Source organism: Streptomyces fungicidicus (assembly GCF_003665435.1).
GTDB classification, from domain to species: domain Bacteria; phylum Actinomycetota; class Actinomycetes; order Streptomycetales; family Streptomycetaceae; genus Streptomyces; species Streptomyces fungicidicus.
Genome location: NZ_CP023407.1, coordinates 5,247,477 through 5,272,666, shown reverse-complemented (window position 1 = coordinate 5,272,666; position 25,190 = coordinate 5,247,477). Strand labels below are relative to the sequence as shown.

At 72.1% G+C, this 25,190-nt stretch carries 27 protein-coding genes; 7 read left to right on the top strand and 20 right to left on the bottom strand.

The window, feature by feature from the left end; genetic code table 11:
• Positions 1-288: 288 nt before the first annotated feature.
• The 4 genes from CNQ36_RS24260 to CNQ36_RS24250 form a co-directional block, all read right to left on the bottom strand.
• Entirely contained in the window at positions 289-1,185 is an 897-nt protein-coding gene (locus CNQ36_RS24260) for an aldo/keto reductase (protein ID WP_121547531.1), read from the bottom strand.
• Positions 1,182-2,366, bottom strand: coding sequence for a cupin domain-containing protein (locus CNQ36_RS24255; protein ID WP_121547530.1), 1,185 nt, complete (start codon positions 2,364-2,366; stop codon positions 1,182-1,184). The genes CNQ36_RS24260 and CNQ36_RS24255 overlap by 4 nt, the downstream gene beginning before the upstream one ends.
• A gap of 15 nt (positions 2,367-2,381) precedes the next feature.
• A complete protein-coding gene (locus tag CNQ36_RS34835) occupies positions 2,382-2,525 on the bottom strand; it encodes a hypothetical protein (protein WP_163013357.1) in 144 nt (47 codons plus the stop codon).
• A gap of 160 nt (positions 2,526-2,685) precedes the next feature.
• Positions 2,686-3,162: an ATP-binding protein gene (locus tag CNQ36_RS24250; RefSeq protein WP_228313059.1), complete on the bottom strand. Its 477-nt coding sequence runs from the start codon at positions 3,160-3,162 to the stop codon at positions 2,686-2,688.
• A gap of 176 nt (positions 3,163-3,338) precedes the next feature.
• Between CNQ36_RS24250 and CNQ36_RS24245 the strand changes: the two genes are divergently transcribed.
• Complete coding sequence (locus CNQ36_RS24245) at positions 3,339-4,505, top strand: helix-turn-helix transcriptional regulator (RefSeq protein ID WP_121547528.1); 1,167 nt, start codon at positions 3,339-3,341, stop codon at positions 4,503-4,505.
• Between the two features lie 19 nt (positions 4,506-4,524).
• Positions 4,525-5,250, top strand: coding sequence for a 5-formyltetrahydrofolate cyclo-ligase (locus CNQ36_RS24240; protein ID WP_121547527.1), 726 nt, complete (start codon positions 4,525-4,527; stop codon positions 5,248-5,250).
• Between the two features lie 85 nt (positions 5,251-5,335).
• On the opposite strand, the gene CNQ36_RS24235 is transcribed toward CNQ36_RS24240, so the two are convergent.
• A complete protein-coding gene (locus CNQ36_RS24235) occupies positions 5,336-5,704 on the bottom strand; it encodes a hypothetical protein (RefSeq protein WP_121547526.1) in 369 nt (122 codons plus the stop codon).
• Between the two features lie 303 nt (positions 5,705-6,007).
• Here CNQ36_RS24235 and CNQ36_RS24230 point away from each other — a divergent pair, with 303 nt between their 5' ends.
• Entirely contained in the window at positions 6,008-7,489 is a 1,482-nt protein-coding gene (locus CNQ36_RS24230) for an alpha/beta hydrolase (RefSeq protein WP_228313058.1), read from the top strand.
• Here CNQ36_RS24230 and CNQ36_RS24225 read toward each other — a convergent pair.
• The 7 genes from CNQ36_RS24225 to CNQ36_RS24195 all read right to left on the bottom strand — a co-directional run bounded on the left by CNQ36_RS24225 (position 7,476) and on the right by CNQ36_RS24195 (position 13,546).
• Positions 7,476-7,901, bottom strand: coding sequence for a DUF6003 family protein (locus CNQ36_RS24225; RefSeq protein ID WP_121547524.1), 426 nt, complete (start codon positions 7,899-7,901; stop codon positions 7,476-7,478). The two genes, CNQ36_RS24230 and CNQ36_RS24225, sit on opposite strands and share 14 nt — an antisense overlap.
• Positions 7,902-8,062: 161 nt before the next feature.
• On the bottom strand, positions 8,063-8,485 hold the full coding sequence (locus CNQ36_RS24220; protein ID WP_121548575.1) for an ATP-binding protein: 423 nt from the start codon (positions 8,483-8,485) through the stop codon (positions 8,063-8,065).
• A gap of 320 nt (positions 8,486-8,805) precedes the next feature.
• Entirely contained in the window at positions 8,806-9,213 is a 408-nt protein-coding gene (locus tag CNQ36_RS24215; RefSeq protein ID WP_228313057.1) for an STAS domain-containing protein, read from the bottom strand.
• An 87-nt stretch (positions 9,214-9,300) separates the two neighbouring features.
• Entirely contained in the window at positions 9,301-10,086 is a 786-nt protein-coding gene (locus CNQ36_RS24210) for a YihY/virulence factor BrkB family protein (protein WP_228329337.1), read from the bottom strand.
• 316 nt (positions 10,087-10,402) lie between these two features.
• Positions 10,403-10,762, bottom strand: a complete 360-nt coding sequence (locus CNQ36_RS24205) for an STAS domain-containing protein (RefSeq protein ID WP_228313056.1) — start codon at positions 10,760-10,762, stop codon at positions 10,403-10,405.
• Positions 10,763-10,820: 58 nt separating this feature from the next.
• Positions 10,821-11,930 carry a cobalamin B12-binding domain-containing protein gene (locus tag CNQ36_RS24200; protein WP_121547521.1) on the bottom strand — a complete coding sequence of 370 codons (1,110 nt, stop codon included), beginning with the start codon at positions 11,928-11,930 and terminating at the stop codon, positions 10,821-10,823.
• The gene (locus CNQ36_RS24195) at positions 11,927-13,546 is read right to left on the bottom strand and encodes a PP2C family protein-serine/threonine phosphatase (RefSeq protein WP_121547520.1); all 1,620 of its coding nucleotides are present in this window, start codon (positions 13,544-13,546) and stop codon (positions 11,927-11,929) included. The genes CNQ36_RS24200 and CNQ36_RS24195 overlap by 4 nt, the downstream gene beginning before the upstream one ends.
• Positions 13,547-13,751: 205 nt before the next feature.
• On the opposite strand from CNQ36_RS24195, the gene CNQ36_RS24190 reads away from it, so the two are divergent.
• Positions 13,752-14,111, top strand: a complete 360-nt coding sequence (locus CNQ36_RS24190; RefSeq protein WP_121547519.1) for an STAS domain-containing protein — start codon at positions 13,752-13,754, stop codon at positions 14,109-14,111.
• Between the two features lie 59 nt (positions 14,112-14,170).
• On the opposite strand, the gene CNQ36_RS24185 is transcribed toward CNQ36_RS24190, so the two are convergent.
• A complete protein-coding gene (locus CNQ36_RS24185; protein ID WP_228322586.1) occupies positions 14,171-14,581 on the bottom strand; it encodes a hypothetical protein in 411 nt (136 codons plus the stop codon).
• A 369-nt stretch (positions 14,582-14,950) separates the two neighbouring features.
• Here CNQ36_RS24185 and CNQ36_RS24180 point away from each other — a divergent pair, with 369 nt between their 5' ends.
• Positions 14,951-15,775, top strand: coding sequence for a hypothetical protein (locus tag CNQ36_RS24180; protein WP_121547518.1), 825 nt, complete (start codon positions 14,951-14,953; stop codon positions 15,773-15,775).
• Positions 15,776-15,823: 48 nt separating this feature from the next.
• On the opposite strand, the gene CNQ36_RS24175 is transcribed toward CNQ36_RS24180, so the two are convergent.
• The 6 genes from CNQ36_RS24175 to CNQ36_RS24150 form a co-directional block, all read right to left on the bottom strand.
• Positions 15,824-16,483: a fasciclin domain-containing protein gene (locus CNQ36_RS24175; protein ID WP_004925667.1), complete on the bottom strand. Its 660-nt coding sequence runs from the start codon at positions 16,481-16,483 to the stop codon at positions 15,824-15,826.
• A gap of 82 nt (positions 16,484-16,565) precedes the next feature.
• A complete protein-coding gene (locus tag CNQ36_RS24170; protein WP_121547517.1) occupies positions 16,566-18,155 on the bottom strand; it encodes a sulfite oxidase in 1,590 nt (529 codons plus the stop codon).
• A 97-nt stretch (positions 18,156-18,252) separates the two neighbouring features.
• Positions 18,253-19,005 carry an anti-sigma factor gene (locus CNQ36_RS24165; RefSeq protein WP_004925673.1) on the bottom strand — a complete coding sequence of 251 codons (753 nt, stop codon included), beginning with the start codon at positions 19,003-19,005 and terminating at the stop codon, positions 18,253-18,255.
• Positions 19,002-19,586 carry a sigma-70 family RNA polymerase sigma factor gene (locus CNQ36_RS24160; RefSeq protein ID WP_121547516.1) on the bottom strand — a complete coding sequence of 195 codons (585 nt, stop codon included), beginning with the start codon at positions 19,584-19,586 and terminating at the stop codon, positions 19,002-19,004. Before CNQ36_RS24160 ends, CNQ36_RS24165 begins: the two co-directional genes overlap by 4 nt.
• 105 nt (positions 19,587-19,691) lie before the next feature.
• Entirely contained in the window at positions 19,692-20,003 is a 312-nt protein-coding gene (locus CNQ36_RS35365) for a hypothetical protein (RefSeq protein ID WP_240659444.1), read from the bottom strand.
• 367 nt (positions 20,004-20,370) lie between these two features.
• Positions 20,371-20,886 (bottom strand): SigE family RNA polymerase sigma factor, encoded by a 516-nt coding sequence (locus CNQ36_RS24150; protein WP_206278499.1) that lies wholly within the window; start codon positions 20,884-20,886, stop codon positions 20,371-20,373.
• Between the two features lie 404 nt (positions 20,887-21,290).
• Here CNQ36_RS24150 and CNQ36_RS24145 point away from each other — a divergent pair, with 404 nt between their 5' ends.
• Positions 21,291-23,066 carry a beta-ketoacyl-[acyl-carrier-protein] synthase family protein gene (locus CNQ36_RS24145; RefSeq protein WP_121548571.1) on the top strand — a complete coding sequence of 592 codons (1,776 nt, stop codon included), beginning with the start codon at positions 21,291-21,293 and terminating at the stop codon, positions 23,064-23,066.
• A 158-nt stretch (positions 23,067-23,224) separates the two neighbouring features.
• On the opposite strand, the gene ku is transcribed toward CNQ36_RS24145, so the two are convergent.
• Positions 23,225-24,235 (bottom strand): non-homologous end joining protein Ku, encoded by a 1,011-nt coding sequence (gene ku, locus CNQ36_RS24140; RefSeq protein ID WP_449336579.1) that lies wholly within the window; start codon positions 24,233-24,235, stop codon positions 23,225-23,227.
• Between the two features lie 73 nt (positions 24,236-24,308).
• On the opposite strand from ku, the gene ligD reads away from it, so the two are divergent.
• Complete coding sequence (gene ligD / locus CNQ36_RS24135; protein WP_121547513.1) at positions 24,309-25,190, top strand: non-homologous end-joining DNA ligase; 882 nt, start codon at positions 24,309-24,311, stop codon at positions 25,188-25,190.

The window sequence follows — 25,190 nt, the reverse complement described above, 5'->3', positions numbered from 1 at the left end:
CACTGCCGTACGAGGCGTAGACGCGGGCGCGGCACCTGGTGGGGCACCATCCGTTCGGCGTCTTCCGGCCCCGTCCACAACTTGCCGCTCGCCTTGTCCAACGGGCTATGGACAACACGCAGCCACCCTGGCCCGTACGGGCCGGCGACGGGACGGCCCAACGTGCGCCCTCTCCACCCCCACGCCTCTTTCGGGCCAGCGTCGGACGGTCGTGAGCTGACAACCGTCCCGAGGTAGCCACACGCCACGGTGTGCGCTTTGCGCATCCGCGCGGTGACATCGGGATCGTCAGGTTCCGATGACATCGATGACCTTCCGCAAGCGATCGGGAGACAATGACTCGCGGGCCCCGGCGCCCAGGGCGTCAGCCCAGTGTGCCGGTGTGCTCGCCGACAGCAGCACATGCGACACCCCGGGTGCCGACAGGGCGACCAAGAGGGCGGCCTGTGCGGCGGAGACAGCGGGGTCGATGACACGCACCAATTCTTCCGTCATCGCGCCGAGCAGTTCGCCGCCTCCGAGCGGAGCCGATGCGAAAACGTCGAGTCCTGCTTCCTGTGCCTCCACCAAGGCGCCCCGCCCGTCGAGCGCGTGTGCCACCACGGCCAGTTGAATGAGTGAGACCGGAAACTGCACAGCTCGGAAGTGGTGGCGTGGCCCGCCCACCGTCTCCGCGAGTGTCATGAGTTCAGAGATGGTGAGCATGCCGCTCGATAGGCCCGCCCAGGTCGCGACACCGTAGCCGCCGACACTGCCGGCGTCCGCCATGCTCTCCAGTTCCTCGAACGCCTCGGTCAGCGTCCGCAACGTATCGGCCCTGCCCGTACGGCCGCATTCCGGATTGTGGACGAAGACCAGGTCCGGGACACGACCCAGGCGAGCCCGGCTACGAGCCAGTTGCCAGGCGATGTAAGGGCGGGCCAGGCAGTGGTCCTGATCGTGGCCGTGGGGCAACCCTCCGTCGGCCCGAGCGGCCTGCCGGTCGGAGTCGGGGACGAAGCCGACCTTGGTTGACACCCGTACCCGTGGACAAGCGTCGATGACCGGCCGCATAGACGCCTCGGCCGTACCGGCCGCGTAGTTCGGCGCCGTATCGACCCATGTCACACCGGCGTTCACCGCCGCGGCCACCGAGCGCGGCACGTCACGGCACCGGTACGTCCCCGCCACCAGTTGGGCACTCATTCTGCGCGTCCCACGGCCGCGACCTCGCCGTCCACCAATGCGCTCACCAGGTGCGCCACCTGCCCGACGCGAAGACCGGCGGCGCGGGCGAGCGTGTCCAGGCGGTGACGGCCTCCGTCCACGAGGAGGGCCAGCACGGGCGCGGCCTGCGGGGAGAAGGTCCACTCCTCTCCCCCTGCCATCAGCACTACGCGGCCCTCCCTGTCGCGGTGCAGCCGAGCACGAGCGGTCACCAGGTGAACGACGAGGGAAGGGTCAGGCGGTACGCCCTCGACGTACGGCAGTGAGGGGACAAGGCGGGCCCGGTCGGTGGCGTCCCGCATGGTGAGGAAGCGGTCGAGCAACGTCCCGTCCTCGAACTGCTTCATCACGAGGTCGCCGAGCGATCGGACGAAGTCGGTCTTCTCTTCCTCTGTACCGAAGCGCGGCAGGTCGCTGCGCACGTTCGTTTCGCGGCGCAGATCTTCGGAGAGCCACTGGAGCAAGTCGGCTCCCGTCGTCGTCTGCATGCCGCAGGTGAGATGGAGGGAGTGCACACCTTCGGATGCGGCGACCGCATGCCACCAACCACGCGGCAGGTACAGCATGTCCCCCGCGTTCAGGACCAGTTCGGCGAGTGGCTCGTCCGGGGGTGGTTCAGGTACGTCCGTGTCCCGGTGGAGCGGGGCCTGCCTCGTGGCGCCGTGGATGCGCCACCGTTTGGCGCCTTCGAGTTGGAGGACCAGCACATCATGGTCGTCCCAGTGGACTCCGAAGCCTTCCTCGGGGGTCCAGGAGGCGTAGGCGTTGACCTGGACGCCCGTCCGTAGGTGCCGTTCCAGTTCCTGGGCGAGGTGGCCGACGCCGGGATGCAACTCGTCGATGGCGTCGAGGACGAGAGTGGCTCCCTCGGCGAGGTGACGGTGCAGTTCGGCGGGCCTGAGCCGGTGCCACACGGTGCTCCGACGGGTGGTGACAGGTGCCGAGTAGGCGTGCTGGGGCAGCGCCTCGCCACCGGCCGAGAGGCGCAGGCGGGGCAGCTCGAGCCGGTGGTGGGTGAGCAGGGCGTTCAGGTCGTCCCAGCCGAGCAGGCCGGCGAAGCGGCCGGGAGCACCGGGAAAGTGGCGGTAGGTGCGGCCGTACACCTGGGCGAGGAACTCCTCGCCCAGGTGCGCGACCACCGCGGGTACGTCGGTGGTCATCGGATACGGCCCTTCTCAGTCGTTGCCGTCGGATCGCCCGGTGGAACCGCCGTCCGAGGGCTGCTCAGCCCGCGAGCGCGCGGCGGCGATCCGACGGCGGGCGACCAGCAGGCCCTGGTCTTCCTGATTGCCGTTCGTGGTGATGTGCTGCTCGGGCATGGCTTTGTCTCCTTCAGTGTGGGCGGGATTGCGGGAAGCGAGCGGGGCGCTCGCTCCCCTGGTTGCGGCGTCGCCGGCTGTCCCACCAGTAGTGGAATCCAGTGCGGGGCGCCTGAACCTGACTCGGGACTTGCGCCTCCCGAGTCAGGTGGTCAAGTGGTCAGTTGGTGACAACGTGCGTACGGGAGCCGCTGGGTACCTGGCTTTCCGGTGTCGGACCGGAGGTTGAGGGCGAACGGGCGTCGATCTCGAACCAGACCGCCTTTCCGTCCGCGGTCGGCCGGCACCCCCACGCGTGAGCAAGAGCGTTGACCAACTCCAGTCCGCGACCGCTCTCCCCGTCCAGGTCAGCCGGCGAGCACTGCAGAAGGCGGCCAGCGGCCGCGTCCTCGGCATCCAGCCGCACCCGCGTACCGTCCCAGCTCACCGTGACCCGGCAGCCCTCCCCGGTGTGCACCACTGCGTTCGCGACCACCTCGCCGGTCAGCAGTTCCAGCGTCTCCACCACGTCCTCCGCGAGCGGCAAGTCCCAGCCACGGACGATCGCGACCACCGTGCGACGAGCGGATGACACGACACTGGTGTCGGAAGGGACATGGAGAGACGAGGACTTGAGGGCGGGCGTTCGGAGCGACATGGAGGGCGAACCTTCCTGGCGGGGGTGCGTCGGAGTTCCACACAACCGCCCCCGGGCGACAACGCCCAGAGCACAATGGACGCACCATTGCGGCATCCCTGTGTCACACCCACGCCTCACCTGGGGAGTCGCGCAGCCGCACGTCCCTGGCAGGGCCGGCGAACGGGAGACATCTCATGGCGCACCATCGCAACGGCCTCGCAGCGCGACGCCGCACTGTGGGGCTCACCCAAGAGGCTCTTGCCGAACACATGCGGGTGGACCGCTCCACCATCACCCGCTGGGAAGCAGGCCGCACCGCCCCGCAGCCCTGGATGCGTCCACGGCTGGCTCGCCTTCTGCGCGTCGATGCCGAGGGCCTCAACGACCTGTTGACAGCACAGCCGTCAACTGGCAGGCCGGGAGAGGACTCCCTCGATTACGCGATCCTGCACCCGGACCGCATCGACCTGCGCGCCGTAGCCACACTCCGCACATGCTTCGACGACTGCGCCGCGCGATATGACCGTGTGCCTTCGGCCGGTCTGATCGCGGAGGCGGCAGCGCAGCTCAATCGCATCGATCAGTTCGCCGCCGGCTCCTCCCGCGGCCGTGTCCAGAGGGAACTGCACGCCCTGCACGCCGACGCGTGCACCCTCATGGGTCAGCTGATCTGGGACGCCTCTCAGCGCCGCGACCACGCCACCGCGACCACCTACTACGAACAGAGCGCAGACCTCGCCCGCCGCCTACGGGACACCACCCTCGAAGCCCACGCCTTACTGCGCACCTGCTACGTCGCGCTGTACGGCGCCCACGACACGCGGGCCGGTCTCGCCCTCGCGGAACAGGCAGCGGAAAGGGCCGCCCGCACGAGTCCCGCCCTCTCCGGCCTGGCGCTCCTGCACGTCGCGGAGGCACACGCCATACTGCGATCGGCCTCGGATTGCGAACGTGCACTCTCCAGCGCGGAACGCCGACTCGATCACGTGGACTCGGGCGACGCCGCCGCCGACCTGGTGTCGCCCACCCAATTCGGCCGACTCGCGGGCTCCTGTTACCTGTCCCTCGGTGACCACAGACGGGCCGAGCTCCTGCTGGCCGACACGGCGGAGAAGCTCGGGGACAGACGAAAGTCCCGTGCGATCGTGCTGGGAAACCTTACGCTCGCCCGTATCCGCCAACGCGACGTCGAAGCTGGAGTCGCCAGCCTCACCGAGGCCATCACCGAGCTGGAGACCACACGTGGGGGCGGGGGCATGAACATCGTCTTCGGAGCCGCCCGAGAACTACGTCCCTGGCGACAGGAACCGTTCGTCGCAGAGGTCCACGACAGACTGTTCGGCCTGATGACGGCAGCGTAGAAAAGCGAAGGAGAAAACCGTGGCAGTCAACTCCCTGGACCGCTTCAAGCAGGCGGTACGCACACAGGTCTGGGACGTCTTGACCGCCGCCGACGCCGTCCACGACTCCTCCGTTCACGGCCGCATCCCCCACTTCAAAGGCTCCGAGCAAGCTGCGTCCCGACTCGCGGAACTACCGGCCTGGCAGCGCGCGAGCGTCGTCAAGGCCGTACCGGACAAGGCTCAACACCCTGTCCGGACAAGGGCCTTGGAGGAGAGGAAGACCGTCTACATGGCCGTCCCGAAGTTGGCCACCCTCAAGCCGTTCTACCTCCTCGACCCGGCTGCGCTCACCGTCCCACCCGCCGAGGCGGCAGCCAGCCGCACCGCTGCTGCCATCGCCCCCACCGTCGAGGTCGACGCCCTCCGACCGCTGGACCTCATCATCCTCGGCAGCGTCGCCGTCAACCGCGACGGCTCCCGCGTCGGCAAGGGCGCCGGCTACTCGGACATCGAATTCGCCCTGCTCACCGAGGCCGGCCTGGTAACGCCTGAGACCATCGTCGTCACCACCGTCCACGCACTGCAGGTGACCGAGACCGCCATCCCTACTACCGAACACGACGTCAGCGTCGACCTGATCGTGACCCCTGACGAAACCATCGCCTGCCCGAGCCCTCACCGACCGTCAGGCGTGGACTGGTCGGCTCTCACGGCAGAGAAGATCGCCATGATTCCAGCGCTCATGGCTCGGCAGCGTCAGTGAGGACCGAGCAACCGGCCGGCGCAAGGGGTGGCCGGTACGGCCCGCCGCGGTGCCTGCCCGAAGCCCGGGACGGGATCCGGTCGCTTCAACGTGTCTGGTCGGAAGCGGAGTTGAGTTCGCGGGTCAAGGTGCCGGTCTCGTCGTAGAGCTCCAGGGAGTAGGGGAGCTCGAAGCGGTCGAGGAGGGCTGCCAGGGTGGTGAGGTGATCGGGGGCTATGACTCCGTTCAGGAGGACGCCGTGGTCGTCGGTGGGGTCGAGGTTGAGTTCGCACCAGCGGGTGGTGACCTCGTAGCCGTGCCAGGAGGATGAGGTCGATCTCCAGCCGACGCGGACGAAGCGTTCGGCGGCGTAGGAGGCGTCTCGGTGGCCGGGGAGGATGCCGGCCAGGTTGTTGTCCAGGGCGGTCCATTCGGGGGCGAGGGGCTCGCCCTCGTCGGACAGGTCCATGGTCATTCCTCGGAGTGTGAGGGGCTCCGTCCGCCAGTCGGACGCTGTGGGGTCGCGTGGGGCGGTGGGGCGGGGTGGGGTGGACGCGGAGGCGTGCCGGGGTCGCGGTCGGGGTGGCTTCGGGCGCTCTAGCGTGAGGTTGGAACAGGGATGCGTATACCTGGACCGATAGGCGGGCGGCGGCGTTGTGCCGCGGTGGTCGCCGGGGTGGTGGCCTGCTCGACCGCGTTCACGGGGCTGGGGCCCGCCGTCGCCGGTGGAGGGCCGGCGCCCTTGGTGCCCGCGCCGGAGCTGGACTGGAGGCCCTGTGTGCAGGGCAGTCCGTTCGACTGTGCCACCGCCGAGGTGCCGCTGGACTACCGCGACCCCGGTGGGCGGGCGATCGAGCTGGCGGTCGTCAGGCGGAAGGCGACGGGGCCGGGCAAGCGGGTCGGCACGCTGTTCTTCAATCCCGGTGGGCCCGGTGGGCCCGGGTCGGTGCAGATGCCGCAGAACTACGGATCCTTCCCGCGGGAGGTGCGGGAGCGGTTCGACATCGTGAGCTGGGATCCCCGGGGGGTCGGCAACAGCACCGCGGTGAACTGCTTCGCGAGTGCGGAGGAGGCCGCCGAGTGGAGGGCGAGCAAGCCGGAGGGGTTCCCCGTCGGCGCGGAGGAGCGGAGGGACTTCGTCGCCGCGTACGAGGAGCTCGGGCGGCGCTGTGAGCAGCGTGATCCGCAGCTGCTGCGTCATGTGTCGACCGCGGACACGGCCCGGGACCTCGACCAGCTGCGCCGGGCGGTGGGCGATGCGCAGCTGACGTATCTCGGGATCTCCTACGGGACGTTCCTCGGCGCGACGTACGCCAACCTCTTCCCCGGCAAGGTCCGCGCCATGGTCCTCGACAGCGACTGGGACCCGCAGGCGTGGACGAATAGCGGGTCCGACGAGGAGCCCCGGTCCACGGCCTTCCTGCGGCTGGGCGCGGACCGTACCGCGGCGGTGACCGTGGAGCAGTTCCTGAGCCTGTGCGGGTCCGTCACGACCGACCACTGTGCCTTCTCCGCGGGCGGCGCGGAAGCGACCCGGGAGAAGTTCGACGAGCTGATGCGGCGGCTGCGGGCGCGTCCGGTGGGCGAGTGGACGTACGCCCGTACGGTCGACTCCGTCGTGAACGGTCTGTACGTCGTTCATCCCGGGTGGACGGACCTGGCCGCGAGGCTGCAGGAGCTGTGGCGGGGGCGGGTCCCCGCGCCGCCCGTGTTCCCGCCCGCGCCGCCGGTGCCGGAGCCGAATCCCTACCTGGGTGAGGAGCAGGCCAGTGCCGTGTTCTGCGGCGACAGTCCCAATCCGCGGGACCCCGCCGTCTATCACGCCCTGGAGGAGGCCTCCGCCGCCCGCGCGGGTGACGCCGGGCGGCACTGGACCTGGGCCGCAGAGGTGTGCGCGGACTGGCCGGCGATGGCCGCCAACCGCTATCGGGGGCCGTGGAACACGCCGACGGCGCATCCCGTCCTGGTGGTCGGCACGACGTACGACCCCTCGACGCCCTACTCAGCCGCCCGGGCCATGGCGCGGGAGCTGGCCGGCGCCCGGCTGCTCACGCTCAGCGGGCACGGGCACACGGCGCTGCTCAATCCCAGCAGTTGTGTCGACGCGTACGAGAGCCGGTACCTCGTCGACGGTGTCCTCCCGCCGACCGGGGCCACGTGCCGGCAGGACGTTCCGCCGTTCTCCGCGCCCCGGCCCAGCGGCGGGATGGACACCGGCGGGGGCGGGACGGCGGGTCCGGTGGACGCTAGGCGCCGGTGATCTGGGCGACCTCGGCCGGGTCGAGGCCCGTGAGCTGGGCGATGCGGTGGGCGGGGACGCCTCGTGCCAGGGCCTGGCTGATCAGGCGGTCGCGGTCGGCGTTCGTGTGGCGGAAGGCGCGGAGTTCCGCCTCGACTTCCGCGGTGGAGCGGGGTGCGCAGGCTCCGCGTACGCGGTCGGCCTCGTCCGCGCTGAGCGGGATGGGCAGACGTTCGGCGTCCTCGGGGATGCTGCCGTCCGCTTCCCGGGGGAGCACCCTGAGCAGGTCGCTGTCGGCGGTGACGTCGTGGGCGTGCAGCCACGCCAGCACGGCGGGGGTTTCCATGCACTCGAGGTCGCCCACTGCGACGGCCGGCGCCCCCAGTGGGGTTCCCGGGTCGGGCAGGACGAACAGGTAGGCGGTCTCAGCCATGGTGGGGGTCGGCTCTCGTTGAGATGCGGAGCGAAGCACGCCGATGCTAGCGGAATCCGCCTGCCCGCGCCGGAAGTGGCAAGCGGGAAGTGGCTGGTGTCGACGGGCCAAGCCGGACGTGCCGTGCGCGCCGCGCACCGTCCGTCGGACAGCGTGCGGGGCTACGGCTCGTAGCCGATGAGAGGGGACGTGCCGTGGGACTCCGGGGCCGGCAGGGGGCGGGCTGATGTCTGTCGGCCGGTGACCCAGCGTGCCCGGACCGTCTTGCCGTGAGGTCCGGGGAGCACTTCCAGGGGTCCGGCGAGCGCGCCGACGATGTTCAGGCCGTGGCCGCCCCGCCCGTCGAATCTCGGGGTGCGCGGAGCCGGTACCGCGGAGCTCCGGTCCTCGACCTCCACATCGAGCCGCCGGCCTTCTCCGCGTACGGTCAGGCGCCACCAACCACCGGTGTGCCGGGCGGCGTTGGTGACGAGTTCGGACACCACCAGTGCCAGCGCGCCGAGGTCGGCGTCCGGACACTCGCGGGAGCCGAACGCCGTGGCGGCCCGCCGGGCATCGCCGATGTCTCCGTCGGCCGACGTCATCGTGATCAACGGGCACTCCGATCTGTACGCTGACGGCTCAGAAGAGCCGCGCTGACGTGGGCGCATCGAGCTCAGAGCCCGGCCGGCGCCACCTCGTGCGCCCCGTCTCGTCCGCCTCGTGGCGTGCGGCGGGGCCCACTGCGGCCGCCTCCACCGGAGCGGGCTCACGGCACCGTCGGTGAGTGGGCGTTCGTCCGGGCTGTCACTCGGCTACCCGCGCGATCCCCGTGCAGTCGTCGGGTCCCGGGTGTACCACCTGTCGGCGTAATCCGTCCCCTGCCGCCAGGACGCGCCGGCGCCGGAGGGGTGGCCGGAGGCCGTCAGCGGGTGGCCGCGTCCTGACGGACGGCCGCGGCCGTGTCGCCCGGCTCGCCGGCCAGGGCCCGGCGGGCGTCGTCCACGCTGTCGTAGAGGGGGCAGGTCAGGCCCACCCCGGTGAGGTCGAGCAGACGGCGCACCACCGGTCTCGCCCCGGAGAGGGACATGGTGCCGCCGACGTCGCGTACCTCGTTGACGGTCCGGACGATGACGCTGAGCCCCGAGGAGTCCATGAACGGCATCTCCGTGACGTCCAGCAGCAGGTGACGCCGTCCGTGGGCCACCTGCTCGGCAAGCCGGTGGTGCAGCACCGGGGCCGTGCTGATGTCCAACTCGCCGCGTATCGCGAGGATCGCGGTGTCCGGTCCGATGAGAAACACCTCGACGCCCAGGCCTGCGTCCTCGGTCACGAAATCTCCTTCAGAATTCTACGAACTCGCGGCAAGCCGGATACCCCGTCCGCCGGCCTTCATCCGTGACCGGGATGAACTTCGCGGTCACGGCGTCCGGGCGAGTTCGGCGTTGAACTGCGCGCCGGCCAGCAGCGCGAGGTTGGAGAACCACAGCCACATCAGGAACACGATCAGGCCGGCGAGGGAGCCGTAGAGGCGGTCGTACGTGCCGACCTGCGCCATGTACAGGTACAGGCCGACCGAGGCGCCCAGCCACAGGACGACCGCCAGCAGCCCACCGGGCGCCATGCGCCGTACGCCGCGCGTCGATTCGGGTCCCGCCCGGAACAGCAGCATGACGAGCACGGTCGCCACCAGCAGCAGGGCGGGCCAGCGGAACGCCAGCCCCACCGCCACCGCGGCGTCCCCCGCCCCGGCGAGCCGTCCGGCCGCGCGGGCCAGCCCTTCGGTCACGGTGAGCGCGAGGGCGCTGATGGCCAGCAGCATCAGCAGGGCAACGGCCGTGGCGACGATCCTCGGCGCCGTGCGCCACACGGGCCGCTGGTCCTTGATCCGGTACATGGAGTACAGGGCGCGGCGGAAGACGGCGAGGTAGCTGGAGGCGGACCACAGCGCGCTCACGGTGCCGAGGACGAGGAGGAGCTTCGCGGCCGAACGCCGGCGGGCCATCGACCGCAGGGTCTCCTCGATGATGTCGCGCGAGTCGGGCGGTACCAGCGCGCCGATCTCCCGGATCAGGTTCTGCACGTCGTCGGGGTCGCGGAGTCCCACGAGCGACAGGGTGACCAGCAGCGCGGGGAAGATCGCGAGCATCGCGTAGTAGGTGAGGGCGGCCGCCCAGTCCGTGACGTCGTCCGTCCACAGGGACACGGGTGTGCGCCGCAGCGCTCGCGGCCACCTGGTGCGGGCGGCGCTTTCGCGGGCGCCGGCGGACGGGGTGCGGGGGCGGGGGAGCTGTTTTCCTGCCATGACCTCGTCAGCCCCCGCCCGCGCTCGTGGCCGGGGGGACCGTTTCCCGGACCTGCTCGGCCATGCCGCTCCGCCCCTCCCCCGTGAGGCGAGACACGGAAACGCGCTCGCCTGCCTCCGCTCACTCCCTTGCCCTGTCCCGGCGTGGTCATGTGCGCGGCGTCCGCATCGCCGGCTGGCGTACGGGGCGTCCGGCGGGGCGGTTCGAGGGGACGGGTCAGAGGAGAGCGCCCGATTCCCCGGCCGTCGCCTCGGGGTCGGCCGGGAGCTCGTCGGGCCGGCCGGTGCGCAAGTGCTCGTAGGTGCCGGTGACGCGGAGCAGGCGTTCCAGGACCGGGCCTACGTTGTCCAGGTGGAAGCCGATGCCGTCCCTGCCCGCGTCGCGGTGGAGCTGGAGCAGGACGCTCAGGCCCGTGGAGTCGGTCGTGGCGAGTTCCCGGCAGTCCAGTCGCAGTTCGCGCAGGTCCTCCCGTGCGCGCAGCGCTCGCCGGACCTGGTGCAGCACCTCGTCTCCGACCTCGTAGTCCAGGTCGCCGACGAGGGCCATGCACAGCGTGTGCGGGTCGGTCGGGGGCAAGGTGCGCAGGGGGCCTGCGTCAGGGGCTATGGGCACGGGTCGATTCCAGCGTCGGGGGTCAGGAGTGCGGGGCGAGCGCGGTGCGGCCGCTTTCGATGAGGCCACGGGCGCGGGGGAAGTCGTGGAGCTGTTCCTCCATCAGGTCGAGACCCGGCAGCAGGGAGCGGGCCGGGACGCCGCGGGCGGTGAGGACGTCGGCGGTCCAGGTGAGGAAGCCCGTGAAGACGTCGGCGTCGTCCACGTAGAGGGCGGCGGCCAGGAAGTCGACGATGTGGGCGAGGTCCTCGGCCGTCCGTTCGCGTTGGGCGTCGTCGTAGTCGCGCATCGCGGGGAAGCGCTGCTCCAGGCGCTGGAAGGTCTCGCGTACGAGGCTGCGCGCGGTGCGGGAGACCATCGTGTATTCCTGGTCCGCCAGGTGCGGCAGGTCGTCGACGGCCTGGTGGGGCGGCCTGGGCCGGGGCAGGGGGCCGGCGGCGAGCCGGTCGGCGGCGGCGCGGGCTTCGCGCGCCCAGGCGTCGGCGCCGAGGCTGCGGGCGTGGCGGCCGTCGGCGCCGAAGGCGAGGCCGCCGACCATGACCGGTGTGCCGATGGCCTGGACGGCGGTGATCGCCGCGTGCGCCGGGGGCAGCCGGGTGGGCAGCGACGCGGACAGGCACACCGCGGTCGCCCCGCTGCGGTGGATCTGGCTGACCAGGTGGGCGGTGGGGACCTGCGCTCCGAGGTAGCCGATCTCCCAGCCGCGCAGCCGCAGCGTCTCGGCGAGCAGTCGTGCGGGCAGTGCGTGCCATTCCTTGTCGACGCAGGCGACCGTCACCCTGCCGAGCGGGGCGGCCGGGCGTTGCCTGGGCAGGAGGGCGATGACGCGGTCGTTGATGGCGGTGGCGGCGTGTTCGTCGGCGACGCTCATGCGGTTGGCGGCCCATTCGGTGCCCACCCTGCGCTGGACGGCCCCGATCACGTCGAGCAGCGCCGTCTCCGCCGGCAGGCCGGCTTCCAGGGCGTTGGTGATCACATCGGCGGCCGTGTACTCGTCGGCCGCCCGGACCGCCGCCCAGAGCTTGTCCGCCCACTCTTCCGCCCACTCGTCCCGGTCGGGAGCGGCGGGCGGGGCCGTGTCGTCGTGGTGGACGGACCCCTCGTCGCGGCCGGGGGCGGGGGCGGTCGTCATGCGGTGTACCTGCCTCGCGTCGTTCCGTCCACCGCGCTGAGGTGCGCGCCGCGGGGTGCGGTGATGGCCAGGACGGCGATGTCGTCGTGGCGTCCGTCGCCGATCCACTCGTCGATGAGCATCCGGACGCGCTCGACGACGGCCGCGGCGGGGATGCCGGCGCATTCGGCCAGGGCCCGCTTGAGGCGCTGCTCGCCGAACATGGTGTCGCCGAGCGGGCCTCCCCTGGCCTCGGTGACGCCGTCGGTGTACAGCAGGCACGTCTCGCCCGGCGCGAGCCGCACCTGTGCGGTGCGCGAGGTGATCGTCGGGAGGGCGCCGATCAGGGTGCCCTCGGTGTCGACCTCCTCCACGGTGCCGTCCCGCCGCACGACCAGCGGGACGGGGTGGCCGGCGGAGGTCAGCCGCAGCCGGACGTCGCGGTCCTCGCGGCGGACGGAGGCGAGCACGAGTGTGGCGAAGCGCACGCGGTCGCCGTCGCGCATCGCGGTGTTGAGCCGCCGCAGCATCCGGGCGTGGTCGTCGGCCATCGGCAGCAGGGCGTGCAGCGTGTTGCGGATCTTGCCGGTGAGCACGGCGGCCTCGATCCCCTTGCCCGCCACGTCTCCCAGCACGGCGAGGGTCTCGGGGCAGTCCTCGCCGGGCGGGTGGACGTTGTAGAAGTCGCCGCCGATCAGGTCGGTGTCGACGCTGGCCCGGTAGCCGCCCGCGAAGTCCACCCCCTCCACCTGCCGCAGGGTGGGGGGAAGGAGGGCGCGTACGAGGGTGTCGGCGACCGCGTTCTGCTCGGCGTACAGCCGTGCGGCGGACATGGCCGCTCCGGCGCGGGCGGCGAACAGTCCGGCGAACGCCTCCTCCGAGCCGCTGAAGGCGTTCTGCTGTGCCCGGCGCAGCAGGATGAGCGCGCCCGCCGGCACTCCGTGTCCGGGCAGCGGGGTGATGACCAGCGATCCGACCTCCCCGAAGCCTTCGGGGACGAGCCAGTCCGGGGCGGTGGCGGGGTCTATCCAGCGCGAGGGCACCGGTGGAAAGCCGCGCAGGGCCTCGGCCAGTCCCGGTACGGTCTCCGGCTTGGCCGACACGGTGGCCCTGGTGAGACGTCCCTGCTGGTCGCAGACGACCAGCGGCAGCTTGCGGGGCCTGGCCGGGGCGATGACCAGCGCGGCATCGGCCAGGTGCTCGGCGGCCAGGGCCGCGGTGGCCTCCATGCAGCGGTCGAGGTTCAGGGATGCCAGCAGGGCGCTGGACGCCTCGGCGAGGAACCGGGTGCGCTCACGTTCCGCGGCGAGTTCGGCCACCACCGAGCGGTAGGCGGTCTCGTCGACCAGCCACCATGCCGTCCTGCCGTCGGGGAGGCGGGACTGCTGCGCCGAGAAGACGCGGTCGCCGATCTCCCCGCCGACTTCGCTGGATGTCCCGGCGTGGTGTGCGGCGGCGAGCCAGGCGGGTGAGGACAGTGGCTCGTGGGGACGCGTACCGGGCAGGAGGGCCGAGGCCGCGTCGTTGAGCTCCACGACGCAGCCGGCCGCGTCCATGACCACGACCGGGTAGGGAGCGGCGCCGGGAGTCGCCGCGCCGGCGACGTCCGTACCGGCGCTCTCCGGGAGAGTGGCCATGGGACAGGGCCCTGTCTCGGCCCTTCACCTCACATCACAGTTCGCATCACTTGCCGAGTGACAACTATTCCGCAATCCTGATATCCGAGCAACCGCTCCGACGGCGGGATGGGTACCCACTGGCAGGCACCGTATCCATGAGCGGCGACTTCACTCCTGGGGGCCCTCCTGGAGCCGACGAGCAGGAGCTGGCAGAGTGCGGAGTATGAGCGACGGACGACCGGTGGCGGTCAGGGAGAGCGAACAGGCGTTCGTGGTAGTGATCTCCGGAGAGATAGACGTCGACGCGGTCGGCGAACTCGACGAGGCCATGGCCCGGGCGTGGCGGGCGAGCGCCGCGGTGACGGTGCTGGACCTGTCGGGGACCGTGTTCGCCGACTCCAGTCTCCTCAACCTGCTCCTCGAAGCACAAGAGCGGTACTCGGCCGAAGGCCGGCTGCTCGCGGTGGCCGGGCCCTTCCATCCGGCCGTGACACGTCTGTTCCAGGTCACGGGCACCGCCGACTACCTGCCCCTCGCCGAGAACATGGACGCGGCCGTCCGGCAGGGAGACCCTTCTCACTGAGCCGAGCCGCCCGCGGGGAACCCCGGGGGCCGATCACCGCCCCGGGACCACGGCCGAGGTCACGGACAGGGCGCGCGGGGAGCGGGGTCGGGGAGGGTGAGGATCCCGTCCTCCGTCCGTGCGGCGCGGGTCTCCCCCGAACGCGCCCTTAAGCGCGCGAGGAGGGCGTAGCCGTCGCACAGGACCGTCTCGTGGCCGCCGTAGGACTCCAGATTGATGATCGCCGCCTCCAGGTGCCGGATCTCGGAGACCTGCATCGGCGCTCCGCTGCCGCCGCGGGCGATCACCAGTCCGATGCGGGGATAGAGCAGCGACAGCAGCTCGGCGCCGCTCGCGTTGCGGATCGTCTCCCTGTCACTGCCGCTGCGCGCCGTCAGGAGTTCTTCCGCGTGCCCGATCACCCGGGCGATGGTCAGGATGTCGTCCTGACCCACCGCGAACGCCCTCAGCCCCTCGGCCGGGCCCTCCACCCGCGCACCGCCCCCGTCGCCCTCCCCGTTCGGCCCGTTCGGTCGTCTTCGTTTCCACAAACGCGGCACACGCCCTCCGGGCCGTTCACAGGGACGGCCGACCGAAGCCCGCGGTGCAAATCGTAAGCACCCGTCAATTATTGTCTAAGGGTAACGGTTTTCGGCGGTCTCGCGGGGCTCTTCGCCGCACCGGCGGCCGCAGACACCTGCAGATGTGGCCGACGGATCCGCCGCCGCTGTGTTCCCCGCGCGACGGGTCTTACGGCCCCGCGTCCGCGCACGACCCGGTGTGGAAGGGTGAGCCCTTCAAGGGGAGCACGTCGGCTTGCGGGCGGGACCGGGGTCCCGCGGGGAACGGGGGTGGGGGGCATGGCCGTTGTCATGTGTCCGCTGTGCAGCGACGACGAGGACGTCGATGTGGTGCGGCGCCTGGAGGACGGAGGCCGGGTCGTCCGGCACCGGTGCGGCTACGAGTGGCGGGACGCGGCGCCCGCCGCCCGGCGGAACGCACCGGCCACGCACTCCTTCGGGGAACTCGCCGCGCGCTTCCCCAAGGCCGAGGACGTCGAGCCCGGCGTGCTGCGCCGGGTGGCCCGGCTCAAGGAGCAGTACCTGGCCGTCCGGCCGGACTTCGACCCCCGGGTCGCGGCCTACTGGGCGGAGTACCAGGAGATCTTCTCCCCCGACGGGTTGCGGACGTGCGATCCCCGGCGCCTCAAGGACTTCGCCAACTCCGAGGTCGGCGCCCGCCCCGGCAACCAGGCCACCTTCAACTCCGCCTGGAACGAACTGGGTGACGCCGCCGCCGGGGAGTCGACCCGCAGGACGATCGAGTACCTCCTGTACGGCCCGGACGACATCCCGCTCGGTGACAGGTTGCAGCGACTGCTGGCCGGCACCGAGTCGTTCGCCATGACCGGCTTCAAGGAGGCCCTGCTCACCCGGGTGCTGTGCGTGGTGCGGCCCGAGCGGTTCCTCACGATCCTCAAGTACACGACGGAGGCCGGCGGCAAGCGGGAGATCGCCCGGACCGTGTACGGGCTGGAGCTGCCGGCGCCGGAGTCGGTGAACTGGACGCTCGGACGGCTCATCCTCTGGAGCAACGACCTGCTGCTCTCGCTGGCCGGCGAGGGCTTCGCCAATCAGCAGCACGCCGCCGCGTTCCTGTGGTGGGCGAAGGACAGGCCCGCCTGACCGCCCCGGGCGCCGTGGTGCGCGGCGCCCGGGGCGGGGTGGGTGACGTCAGGAGGCCGGCATCAGGACCGTGTCGATGATGTGGACGTTCGCGTTGGCGGTCTTGACGTTGCCGCAGACCACCTTCGCCGTGTCGTTGACGGTGTACTCCTCGCCGGAGCCGGACGTCGTCAGCTTCGACTTCTGGAGGGTTTCGTAGGAGCCGTTCTCCAGGTCCTTCGGGGCGAGCCGCTCGCCGACCACGTGGTAGGTGAGGATGTTCGTCAGCTGCTCCTTGTCCGCGAGGACCTTGTCCAGGGTGTCCTTGGGGATCTTCGCGAAGGCGTCGTTGGTGGGCGCGAACACCGTGATGTTCTCTGCGTTGTTGAGGGTGTCGACCAGCCCGGCCTTCTTCACCGCCGTCACCAGCGTGGACAGGGCCGGGTTGTTGGACGCGGCGGTGGCCACCGGGTCCTTGGCCATGCCGTCGAAGGAACCGGCGCCGTCCTCCGGGACGGAGGAACAGGCCGGTCCGAACGGCTCGTCGGCCGGGGCGGCACTGCCGGAGTTGCCCATGCCCTCGTCGGACGCCGGCGCCGACGCGGACGCCTTGCCGGACGACTCCGAGGCGGCGGAGTCGCCGCCGTCGTCGGAGCAGGCGCTCAGGGTGAGCGGAAGGGTCACGGCCGCGGTCAGGACGAGCGCAGCACGGCGGATACGGGTGTTCATCTTCGGTTCTCCTCGGGGGTGTGCTTCTCAGGGAGCAGCGGTCAAGGTCAAAGGGTCGGAAAGTAAAGGGGGGTTCACGGGGTCACTCGACGGTCACCACCACCGAGTGCCAGCCGCTCGCGCCGTCCGGCACCGTGCGGGTACGGCGCTCCGGCTGGACCTCTCCGGTGCCGTCGGTGGCGCGGACCGTGAGGGTGTGGGAGCCCTTGGACGCCTGCCAGGCGAACGACCACTGGCGCCAGGTGTCGCGGGAGCCCTCGGCCGCCAACCGGGCCTCCTGCCAGGGGCCGTCGTCGACACGGACCTCGACCCCGTCGATGCCCCGGTGCTGTGCCCAGGCGACCCCGGCGACCATGACCGGTCCGGCCTTCGGGCGGGCGAACGGCTTCGGGGTGTCGATCCGGGACTGGGTCTTCACGGGGGCCTCGCGCGCCCAGTCCCGCCTGACCCAGTAGGCGTCGTAGGCGTCGAAGGTGGTGAGTTCGAGATCCTCGATCCACTTGCAGGCGGAGACGTAGCCGTAGAGGCCGGGCACCACCATGCGGGCGGGGAATCCGTGGTCGAAGGGGAGGGGGCGGCCGTTCATGCCGAGGGCCAGCAGGGCGTCGCGGCCGTCCATCAGGTCCTCGACGGGGCTGCCGATGGTCATGCCGTCCACCGAGCGGGCCACCAGCTGGTCGGCCGGTCCGCCCCGGGAGGGCGGCCGCACCCCGCACTCGGCGAGCAGGCCGGCGAGTCGTACGCCGGTCCAGCGGGCGTTGCCCACATAGGGGCCGCCGACCTCGTTGGAGACACAGGTGAGGGTGATGTCGCGTTCGATCAGCTCGCGGCGCAGCAGATCGTCGTAGGAGAGGGTGACCGGGCGGGTGACTCCCTCGCCGTGGATGCGCAGACGCCAGGTGGTGGCGTCCACCTCGGGTACGGCGAGCGCGGTGTCGACCCGGTAGAAGTCGCCGTTCGGGGTGGTGAAGGGGCTGATGCCGGGAATCCGCAGGCGGGCGCCCGTGGGGACCGCGGGGGCGGGCGAGGCGGGGGCCGGGAGCACGACGCGGTCACGGGAGGCCGCCGCGTTGCGGCTGCCGACGCCCTGGAGGGCGCGGCCGAGGGCGCCGGTTCCGGCGGAGGCGGCGGCAGCGGCGGTGGCCGCGAGGAGGAACCCCCGGCGGTCCCAGTCGCCGGGGACGGATCCGCCCTCGGCGGCAGGGGCGCGGAGACGGCCCGCGAGGAGGAACAGCACGGCCGCTCCGGCCACCGCGCCCACGGCCGAGGGCAGCGCGTCGGTGATTCCGGCCGAGTCCGGGCGGGCCACGGCGGCGGCTCCGCCGATCGCGCCGAAAAGCAGAACCCCCGACGCGGCGGAGCGCCGGAATCGCAGCGCCAGAATTCCCAGCGCGAGGGCGGACAGTGCCAGTACGGCGAGAATTCCGGCGCGCAGCACCAATTTGTCGTCGGTGCCGAATTCCCGGATCGCCCAGTCCTTGACGGCGGCGGGGGTGCGGTCGATCGCCGCGCCCCCGACCGCCAGGACGGGTGCGGCCTGCGGGCGTACCCACGCGGCCACCGGTTCGGCGACGGCGAGGGCTGCGAATCCCGCCAGCGCGCCGCTCAGCGCACCCAGCGCCGGGCGGATCGCGCCGTGGGCCTTTCGCGTTTTCTTCTCGTCGTCGGTCACGTGGGGAATCCGGCCCCGATGGGCCGGCGGATTGGTCGATCACCGAATTCGGTGAAATGTTTTTCGCGACCAATCCGCGGGCGCTCCGGCTACGGATTCAGGTGGGGAGCCCCATCAGGGCGACCGGGTCGGAGGTGGGCCGCCGGGAGCCGCCCTCGGGTTCGACGGTGATGCCCATGGCCGACGCGCCGTCGACGGCTCCCTCCATCAGGACGGCCTGGTCGGCGCGGCCGGGGTCCATCAGACCGGCGGACCGCATGGTGCCGCCGTCGTCGTACCAGAGCTGGTAGACCTTCCCGGCGGGCGGTCGCGCCATCCCGGAGGCGACGAACACGGCCTCGTCCCGCTCGCGGGAGACGACGACGGTGCCGGTGGCTCCGTCGCCCAGGGCGGCGGCCCGGGTCGTGGCGTCCGGGGCGGCCAGTACGGCGGCGATCTCCGCCGTGCCCTGTTCGGCGCGGCGGGCCTGCCGCTGGGCGTCCTCGGCACGTTCGTACTGCCACACCGCCGTGCCGCCGAGCGCGGCGGCCGCCGCCAGGCAGGCGGCCAGCGTCCAGCGGGACAGCCGGTGCGCCCGCAGGGCGGCGCGGGCCCGGCGGGGCGCGGCAGGCGGGCCGGGCGGCTGCTGGCGGACGGCGGTGATCCGGCGCAGCACCTCCTCGCGCATCGCCGGACGGGGCGCCGTGGCGACGGCGAGGCCCAGGCGGGCGGCGGTGGCGTGGAGTTCGGCGGTCTCCCGGGCGCACGGCTCGCAGTCGGCGAGGTGACGTTCGAAGGTCGCGCGTTCGTCGTCCGGGAGGGCGTGCAAGGCGTGGGCCCCGGTCAGCAGGTGCGGGTCGGCGGTGGTCACGCGGTCACCCCCAGGCAGTCGCGGAGCCGGATGAGGCCGTCGCGCAGCCGCGTCTTCACCGTGCCCAGCGGCAGCGTCAGCGCCTCCGCCACCTGGCGGTAGGTCAGCCCGCGGTAGTAGGCGAGGGTGACGGCCTGGTGCTGGATCTCGGTCAGGCCGCTCAGACAGCGGCGCACCTGCTCGCGCTCGATACGGGCCTCGACCTGCTCGACGACCTCGTCGTACTCGGGCATCCGGTCCAGGGCGGCCGCCTTGTGGTCACGGGCGGCGGCGGCCTCCACGGAGCGCACGCGGTCGACGGCGCGGCGGTGGGCCAGGGTGAGGATCCAGTTGATGACGGTCCCCCGGTCGGCGCGGTATCCGGGGGCCGTGCGCCACACCTCCACCAGGACCTCCTGGGCGACCTCCTCGGACTGGGCCCCGTCCCGCAGCACGGAGCGGACGACGCCGAGTACCGGGCTCACGACCCTGTCGTAGACGGAGGCGAACGCCTCCTCGTCCCCCAGGGCGACCCGGGCCATCAGCTCCTGCAGATCCGGCTCCCGTGAGGGATTTCTGCCGATGTGGACTGCTTCTTTCACGTGGGCCCTCCGCGGTCGGGACGTCTCCGGGCGTAATCCGAGGCCGCGGGCGGCGCGGATTGGTCACCAGAGGGTAAGAATCCCAGGTGGGGGCGTAGGAGGTGGTCAGCCGCCCCCGCCTCCCACGGCGTCCGGCGTCGCCGGCCGCGCGGTGGCGGTCGTCGTGATCTCGATGCGGTCGCCCGCCCGCGCCCGGGCGTAGAACCACTTGGCGTCCGCGACGTTCATGCCCAGCCAGCCCGACCTGGCGGAGAGGGCGGCGAGCGCCTTGGTGTCGACGGCGAGGGCGCCGGCGTAGACCGGCTGCCGGCCGGGGGCGCTCAGCTGGACCAGGTACGGGACCTTGACCTCGGTGCCGGCCCTCGTGCCGTTCTCCAGGGGCAGCACCTTGAGGGTGGACTTGGCGACCACCTTCATCCGGCTGCCGGGGGCGAAGCGGGGGAAGGAGCGCGAGTCGACGCGTATGACGCGCTCGCCGACGGTGAGGGTGCGGCGGCTCAGGTCGAGGACGCCGGCGGAGGCGGAGGCGGGGGCCGCCGTCCCCGGCGGCCGGGCCGGGGTGCCGGATCCGGCGGCGGGCGTCCGGTGGTGCGGTCCGGGCTCCTCGGTGTGCAGGGTGAAGGCGACGGCCGTCAGCGCGCAGACCGCGGCGGCCGTCGTGCCGAGCGCGGCGGTCGCCCTGCGGCGGCGGGAGCGGCGTCCGGCCCGGCCGCGGACCTCGGCGGCGCCGATTCGCGGCGGGGCCTCGTGTCGTGCCGCCAGCTCGCGCAGGGCGCCGGTGAGTTCATCCGACCCGGCCGCCCTCCCTCCAGGCCGACTCGTCGGCCTCGTCCACCGCCAGATGTCTGGCCAGTGCCGCCCGTCCGCGGGAGAGCCTGGCCTTGACCGTGCCCACGGGTGCGCCGGTCTCGGAGGCTACCTGTTCGACGCTGAGGTCGCACAGGTGATGGAGGACGACGGCCATGCGCTGGTGCTCGGGCAGTTGGCGCAGCGCGGCGACCAGGGCGGTGCGGTCGGGGCCCGGGCCGGGGGTCGTCTCCGGGGGCGGGGAGTGCCGTACGAGTTCCAGCCAGCGTTTCGCGCGGCGCCAGCGGCTCACCGCGAGCCGCATGGCGACGGTGCGCACCCACGCCTCGGGCGCCTCGTCGGCGATCAGCCTCCCGCGCCGGTCCCAGGCCCGTACGAACGCCTCCTGGACGACGTCCTGGGCCTCGCCGAGGTCACCGGTGAAGACGTACAACTGTCCGGTCAGGCGGGGGAACGCGGCCGCGTAGAAAGCGTCGAACTCTTCCTCGGTCATGCCCTCCACCGGTGTCTCGGTCTTCCCGTGCAACCCGGCTGTTCCCGCCGCGCGTTCAGGTTTCGCGGGTCGCGCACATCGAAGCACACCCCCGGAGACAGACGCCGAAGCCGACCTTCCCGCCTACGCGGCACCCCGCACTGTGGGCCGGATCACGCGCACGGGTGGGCCGTACGCACCGGATGACCGGCGGTCGTTTCGTGACGTTTTCCACACGTCGGTTACGTCTTGGTAAGTCGGTTACGGTGTTGAGGACTTGATGGATGTGGCGCCGGTCACCCACCTGGTAGAACGTGGCAAACCGGACATGCCCGCGATTCAACAATGGTCCGTTCGCACTTCGTACAGAACACTCGGAACCGCCCTGAGTACGACAGTTCGGATCAAAGAGAGCATGCATGGCCATGGCCCACTCCCCCGAAACGCCTGAAGTACCCATACGCCCGTACGCGGTTACCGCCGCCGAGGTCGTCCCCGGTGATCTGCTCGCCCTGTCCCACGAGGACGCGGTGCGGTACCGGTGGCATGTCGTGACGCACACGCTGCCCGAGAGCCCGGAGGTGATCCGGGTCACGCTGCGGCCGCCGCTCGGCGGGGTGGACCACGAGGAAGTGCTGCGCCGCGAACAGCGGGTGACCGTCGCCGGGCGACGGATGGACGTGGCGGCGGTCCCGCTGGTGAGCTCGCCCGCGCTCGACGGGGTCGAGTTCCGGGACGGGGACCGGCTGCGGACGCTGCGGGCCGTCGACCCGCGGGCCGAGGAGGTCGCCTACGTCCGCCGCTGGGGCGCCTGGCACCGGGACTCCGCCGAGGGGGACGCGGCCGGTCCCGCGTCCGACGACGACGTACGCCGGTGGGCCGCCGCCGCCGACCGGGAGGGCGACCTCGTACGGCACGAGCCGCGCCCGGTGCGGGCGGCCGAGGCGACGGGTGCGCGGCGCGTGGTCGTCACCGGGCTCGGCGCGGTCACCCCGCTGGGCGTCGGCACGGCCGAGCTGTGGGACGGCCTGCTCGAAGGACGCCACGGCATACGGGAGTTGACGGGCGAGGAGTTCGCCGGGATGCCGGTGCGGATCGCCGGGACCGTGCCGGTGGACCCGGCCGGACTGCTGCCCCGGCAGACGGCGCGGCGGATGAACCGGGCCGCGCAGTTCGCCGTGCTGGCCGCGCGGGAGGCGTGGGCCGACGCCGGGTACGCGGACGGCGGCACCCGCGAGAGCGGGCTCGACCCGGAGCGGGTCGGGGTGAGCCTCGGCGCCATCCTGGGGGACGCGTCGGTGCTGGTCGGCGGGGACCGGAAGCTGCGGGAGCGGGGACCGCGGGGGGTGTCACCGCTCACCACGCCGATGACGGTGCCCTCGCAGGCGGCCTCGCAGGTCTCGCTCGACCTGCACATCACCGGGGAGGCGCGCACCGTGACCAGCGCGTGCGCCTCCGGCACCGAGGCGATCGGGCAGGCCGTCGACCGCATCCGGTACGGCCGGGTCGACGTCGCCCTCGCGGGCGGGGCGGAGGCCGTGGTCACTCCGGCGATCATGGCGTCGTTCGCGGCGATGCGGGCGCTGGCCGAGGGGGACCCGGCCGACGGTTCGCCGTCGCACCCCTTCGCCAAGGACCGCGACGGGTTCGTCAACGGGGAGGGGGCGGGGGTGCTCGTCCTGGAGTCCGAGGAGCACGCCCGCGCCCGCGGGGCCCGCGTCTACTGCGAGGCGGCCGGGTGGGGGCTGTCCGCCGACGCCCACCATGTCGCGGCGCCGGATCCCTCCGGTGACGGCATCGCGCTCGCGCTGCGGCGGGCGGTGCGGGACGCCGGGGGCGAGGTGGCGGACGTGGTCCACGTCAACGCGCACGCCACCGCCACGGTCGACGGTGACCTCGCGGAGGCGCGGGCCCTGCGGGGCGTGCTCGGGGGGCGGGAGGTGCCGGTCACCGCGCTGAAGGGGCACCTGGGGCACCTTCAGGGGGCCGCGGGTGGGGTGGAGGCCGTCGCGGCGGTGCTCACGCTGCACCACGGGGTGGTGCCTCCCACGGTCGGCTGCGGGGAGGTCGACGAGGCGATCGGCCTTGACGTGGTGCGGGGGGAGCCGCGGGTGCTGACGGGGGCGGGGGACCTGGTACTGAGCAACTCGTTCGGGTTCGGGGGGCACAACGCGGTGCTGGCGCTGAGGCGGGTCGCGTAGGCGGGGTGGGGGGCTGCGGTTGCCCGGGGTGAGGTCCGTTGCCCGGCGTTGTTGGGCTGTGCCCACCCTCCCCCATTGCCTGAAGGGCATGGGAGGTACCCCCACCGCCCTGCGGAACGACTGCCCACAGCCGGGTCTCCGGGCTGGCCTGGGTTGGGTCAGGCTGGGCGTTTGCGGGATGCCGACTTCTTCGCCGGGGTCTTCTTCGCGGGTGTCTTCTTCGCCGTGGTCTTCTTTTCGGGCTGGGAGGTCTTCGCCGTGGACTTTCTGGCCCCGGAGGCCGTCTTCTTCGTCGTCGACGTCGACTTCTTGCCGCCGGTCTCCTTGGGGGACGAGCGGGACGTCTTGCGCTGCGGCAGGCGCTTGACCTCGGCCTCCTCCTCCGGCTCCTCGCCACGGGACTCGCGGGCGGCGCGGACGCTGTTCTCCAGGGCCGCCATCAGGTCCAGGACCTTGCCGCCCCGCTCCGGCGCGGGGGTCTCCGGCGGGGCCTCGCCGGAGGCCTTCGCGGCGATGACCTCCTCGACCGCCTCGCGGTACTCGTCGTGCAGGTCCTCCAGGTCGACCTCGCCGAGGGTGTCCATCAGGGCGTCCGCGAGGTCCAGCTCCTTGTCACGGACGGTGACACTGCTGTCCGGCGCGACCCCCTCCGGGGCGCGGACCTCGTCCGGCCAGAGCAGGCCGTGCATGGCGATCGCGTCGCCGACCACCCGCAGCATGCCCAGCCGTTCCTTGCCCCGCAGCGCGAACTTGGCGATGGCCACCTTGTTGCTGCGCTTCAGCGCCTCCCGCAGCAGGGTGTACGGCTTGGCCGCCGGCGCCCCGCCCGCCGCCAGGTAGTACGCGGCATCCATCTGGAGCGGGTCGATCCGGTCCTCCGGGACGAAGGCGACGATCTCGATCGTCCGGGCGGTGGGGATCGGCAGGCCGGCCAGGTCCTCGTCGGTGATCGGGATGATCGTGCCGTCCGCGTCCTCGTACCCTTTGCTGATCTCCTGGCCGGTGACCTCGCGGTCCTCCAGCTCGCAGAACTTGCGGTACCGGATCCGGCCGCCGTCCTCCGTGTGGATCTGGCGGAAGGAGATCGAGTGGTTCTCGGTGGCGTTCACGAGCTTGATCGGGATGCTGACCAGGCCGAAAGAGATCGCGCCGTTCCAAATGGATCTCACGTGCAGCACCTTTCCGGTCGTCTGCCGATCGCAGTCGGGGTGTTTGTCACGGTTCGCGTGGGATTCTCATCGTATGGCGCCTATCACCGAGGTGGAGGGGCGACGGCTCGCGCTCAGCAATCTGGAGAAGGTGCTGTATCCCGCCACGGGGTTCACCAAGGCGGAGGCACTGCACTACTACGCGACCGTCGCCGACGTGCTGCTGCCCCATCTGCGGGAGCGGCCGGTGTCGTTCCTGCGCTATCCGGACGGGCCCGACGGCCAGGTGTTCTTCACCAAGAACGTGCCGCCCGGTACGCCCGAGTGGGTCACCACCGCCGAGGTTCCGAGGACCGAGGGGCCGGCCCGGATGGTGCTGGTGCAGGATCTGCCGAGCCTGATGTGGGCGGCCAACCTGGTCACCGAGTTCCATACGCACCAGTGGCTCATCGGGGATCCCGGGCACGCCGACCGGATCGTGTTCGACCTGGACCCCGGGGCGCCGGCGACGATCGTGCAGTGCTGCGAGGTCGCGGTGTGGCTGCGGGAGCGGCTGGCGGCGGACGGGATCGAGGCGTACGCCAAGACGTCCGGGTCGAAGGGGCTGCACCTGCTCGCGGCGGTGCGCGGCTCCTCCTCCGAACGGGTGTCGGAGTACGCCAAGGAGCTGGCCGTGGAGGCGGAGAAGGCCATGCCCCGGCTGGTGCTGCACCGGATGACCCGCAGCCTCAGGCCCGGCAAGGTCTTCGTCGACTGGAGCCAGAACGCGGCCCGGAAGACCACCGCCACCCCGTACACGCTGCGCGCGCAGGCCGAGCCGCTGGTGTCGGCGCCGGTGACCTGGGACGAGGTCGAGGGGTGCCGGGCGCCGGACCCGATGCTGATCCGGGCGCCGGACATCGCGCCGCGGCTGCGGGACTACGGCGATCTGCTGGCGCCGCTGCTGGACGCGGGGCACGCCGGCCGGCTGCCGTGA

Excerpts from the sequence above, each read along its gene's own strand:
- CNQ36_RS24145 (WP_121548571.1), top strand. The coding sequence starts at position 21,291 with ATGGCCCACTCCCCCGAAACGCCTGAAGTACCCATACGCCCGTACGCG.
- CNQ36_RS24255 (WP_121547530.1), bottom strand. The coding sequence starts at position 2,366 with ATGACCACCGACGTACCCGCGGTGGTCGCGCACCTGGGCGAGGAGTTC.
- CNQ36_RS34835 (WP_163013357.1), bottom strand. The coding sequence starts at position 2,525 with ATGCCCGAGCAGCACATCACCACGAACGGCAATCAGGAAGACCAGGGC.
- CNQ36_RS24180 (WP_121547518.1), top strand. The coding sequence starts at position 14,951 with ATGGCCGTTGTCATGTGTCCGCTGTGCAGCGACGACGAGGACGTCGAT.
- CNQ36_RS24200 (WP_121547521.1), bottom strand. The coding sequence starts at position 11,930 with ATGACGACCGCCCCCGCCCCCGGCCGCGACGAGGGGTCCGTCCACCAC.
- CNQ36_RS24195 (WP_121547520.1), bottom strand. The coding sequence starts at position 13,546 with ATGGCCACTCTCCCGGAGAGCGCCGGTACGGACGTCGCCGGCGCGGCG.
- CNQ36_RS24260 (WP_121547531.1), bottom strand. The coding sequence starts at position 1,185 with ATGAGTGCCCAACTGGTGGCGGGGACGTACCGGTGCCGTGACGTGCCG.
- CNQ36_RS24245 (WP_121547528.1), top strand. The coding sequence starts at position 3,339 with ATGGCGCACCATCGCAACGGCCTCGCAGCGCGACGCCGCACTGTGGGG.
- CNQ36_RS24190 (WP_121547519.1), top strand. The coding sequence starts at position 13,752 with ATGAGCGACGGACGACCGGTGGCGGTCAGGGAGAGCGAACAGGCGTTC.
- CNQ36_RS24225 (WP_121547524.1), bottom strand. The coding sequence starts at position 7,901 with ATGGCTGAGACCGCCTACCTGTTCGTCCTGCCCGACCCGGGAACCCCA.
- CNQ36_RS24250 (WP_228313059.1), bottom strand. The coding sequence starts at position 3,162 with ATGTCGCTCCGAACGCCCGCCCTCAAGTCCTCGTCTCTCCATGTCCCT.
- ligD (WP_121547513.1), top strand. The coding sequence starts at position 24,309 with ATGGCGCCTATCACCGAGGTGGAGGGGCGACGGCTCGCGCTCAGCAAT.
- CNQ36_RS24150 (WP_206278499.1), bottom strand. The coding sequence starts at position 20,886 with ATGACCGAGGAAGAGTTCGACGCTTTCTACGCGGCCGCGTTCCCCCGC.
- CNQ36_RS24175 (WP_004925667.1), bottom strand. The coding sequence starts at position 16,483 with ATGAACACCCGTATCCGCCGTGCTGCGCTCGTCCTGACCGCGGCCGTG.
- CNQ36_RS24235 (WP_121547526.1), bottom strand. The coding sequence starts at position 5,704 with ATGACCATGGACCTGTCCGACGAGGGCGAGCCCCTCGCCCCCGAATGG.
- CNQ36_RS24220 (WP_121548575.1), bottom strand. The coding sequence starts at position 8,485 with ATGACGTCGGCCGACGGAGACATCGGCGATGCCCGGCGGGCCGCCACG.
- CNQ36_RS35365 (WP_240659444.1), bottom strand. The coding sequence starts at position 20,003 with ATGAAGGTGGTCGCCAAGTCCACCCTCAAGGTGCTGCCCCTGGAGAAC.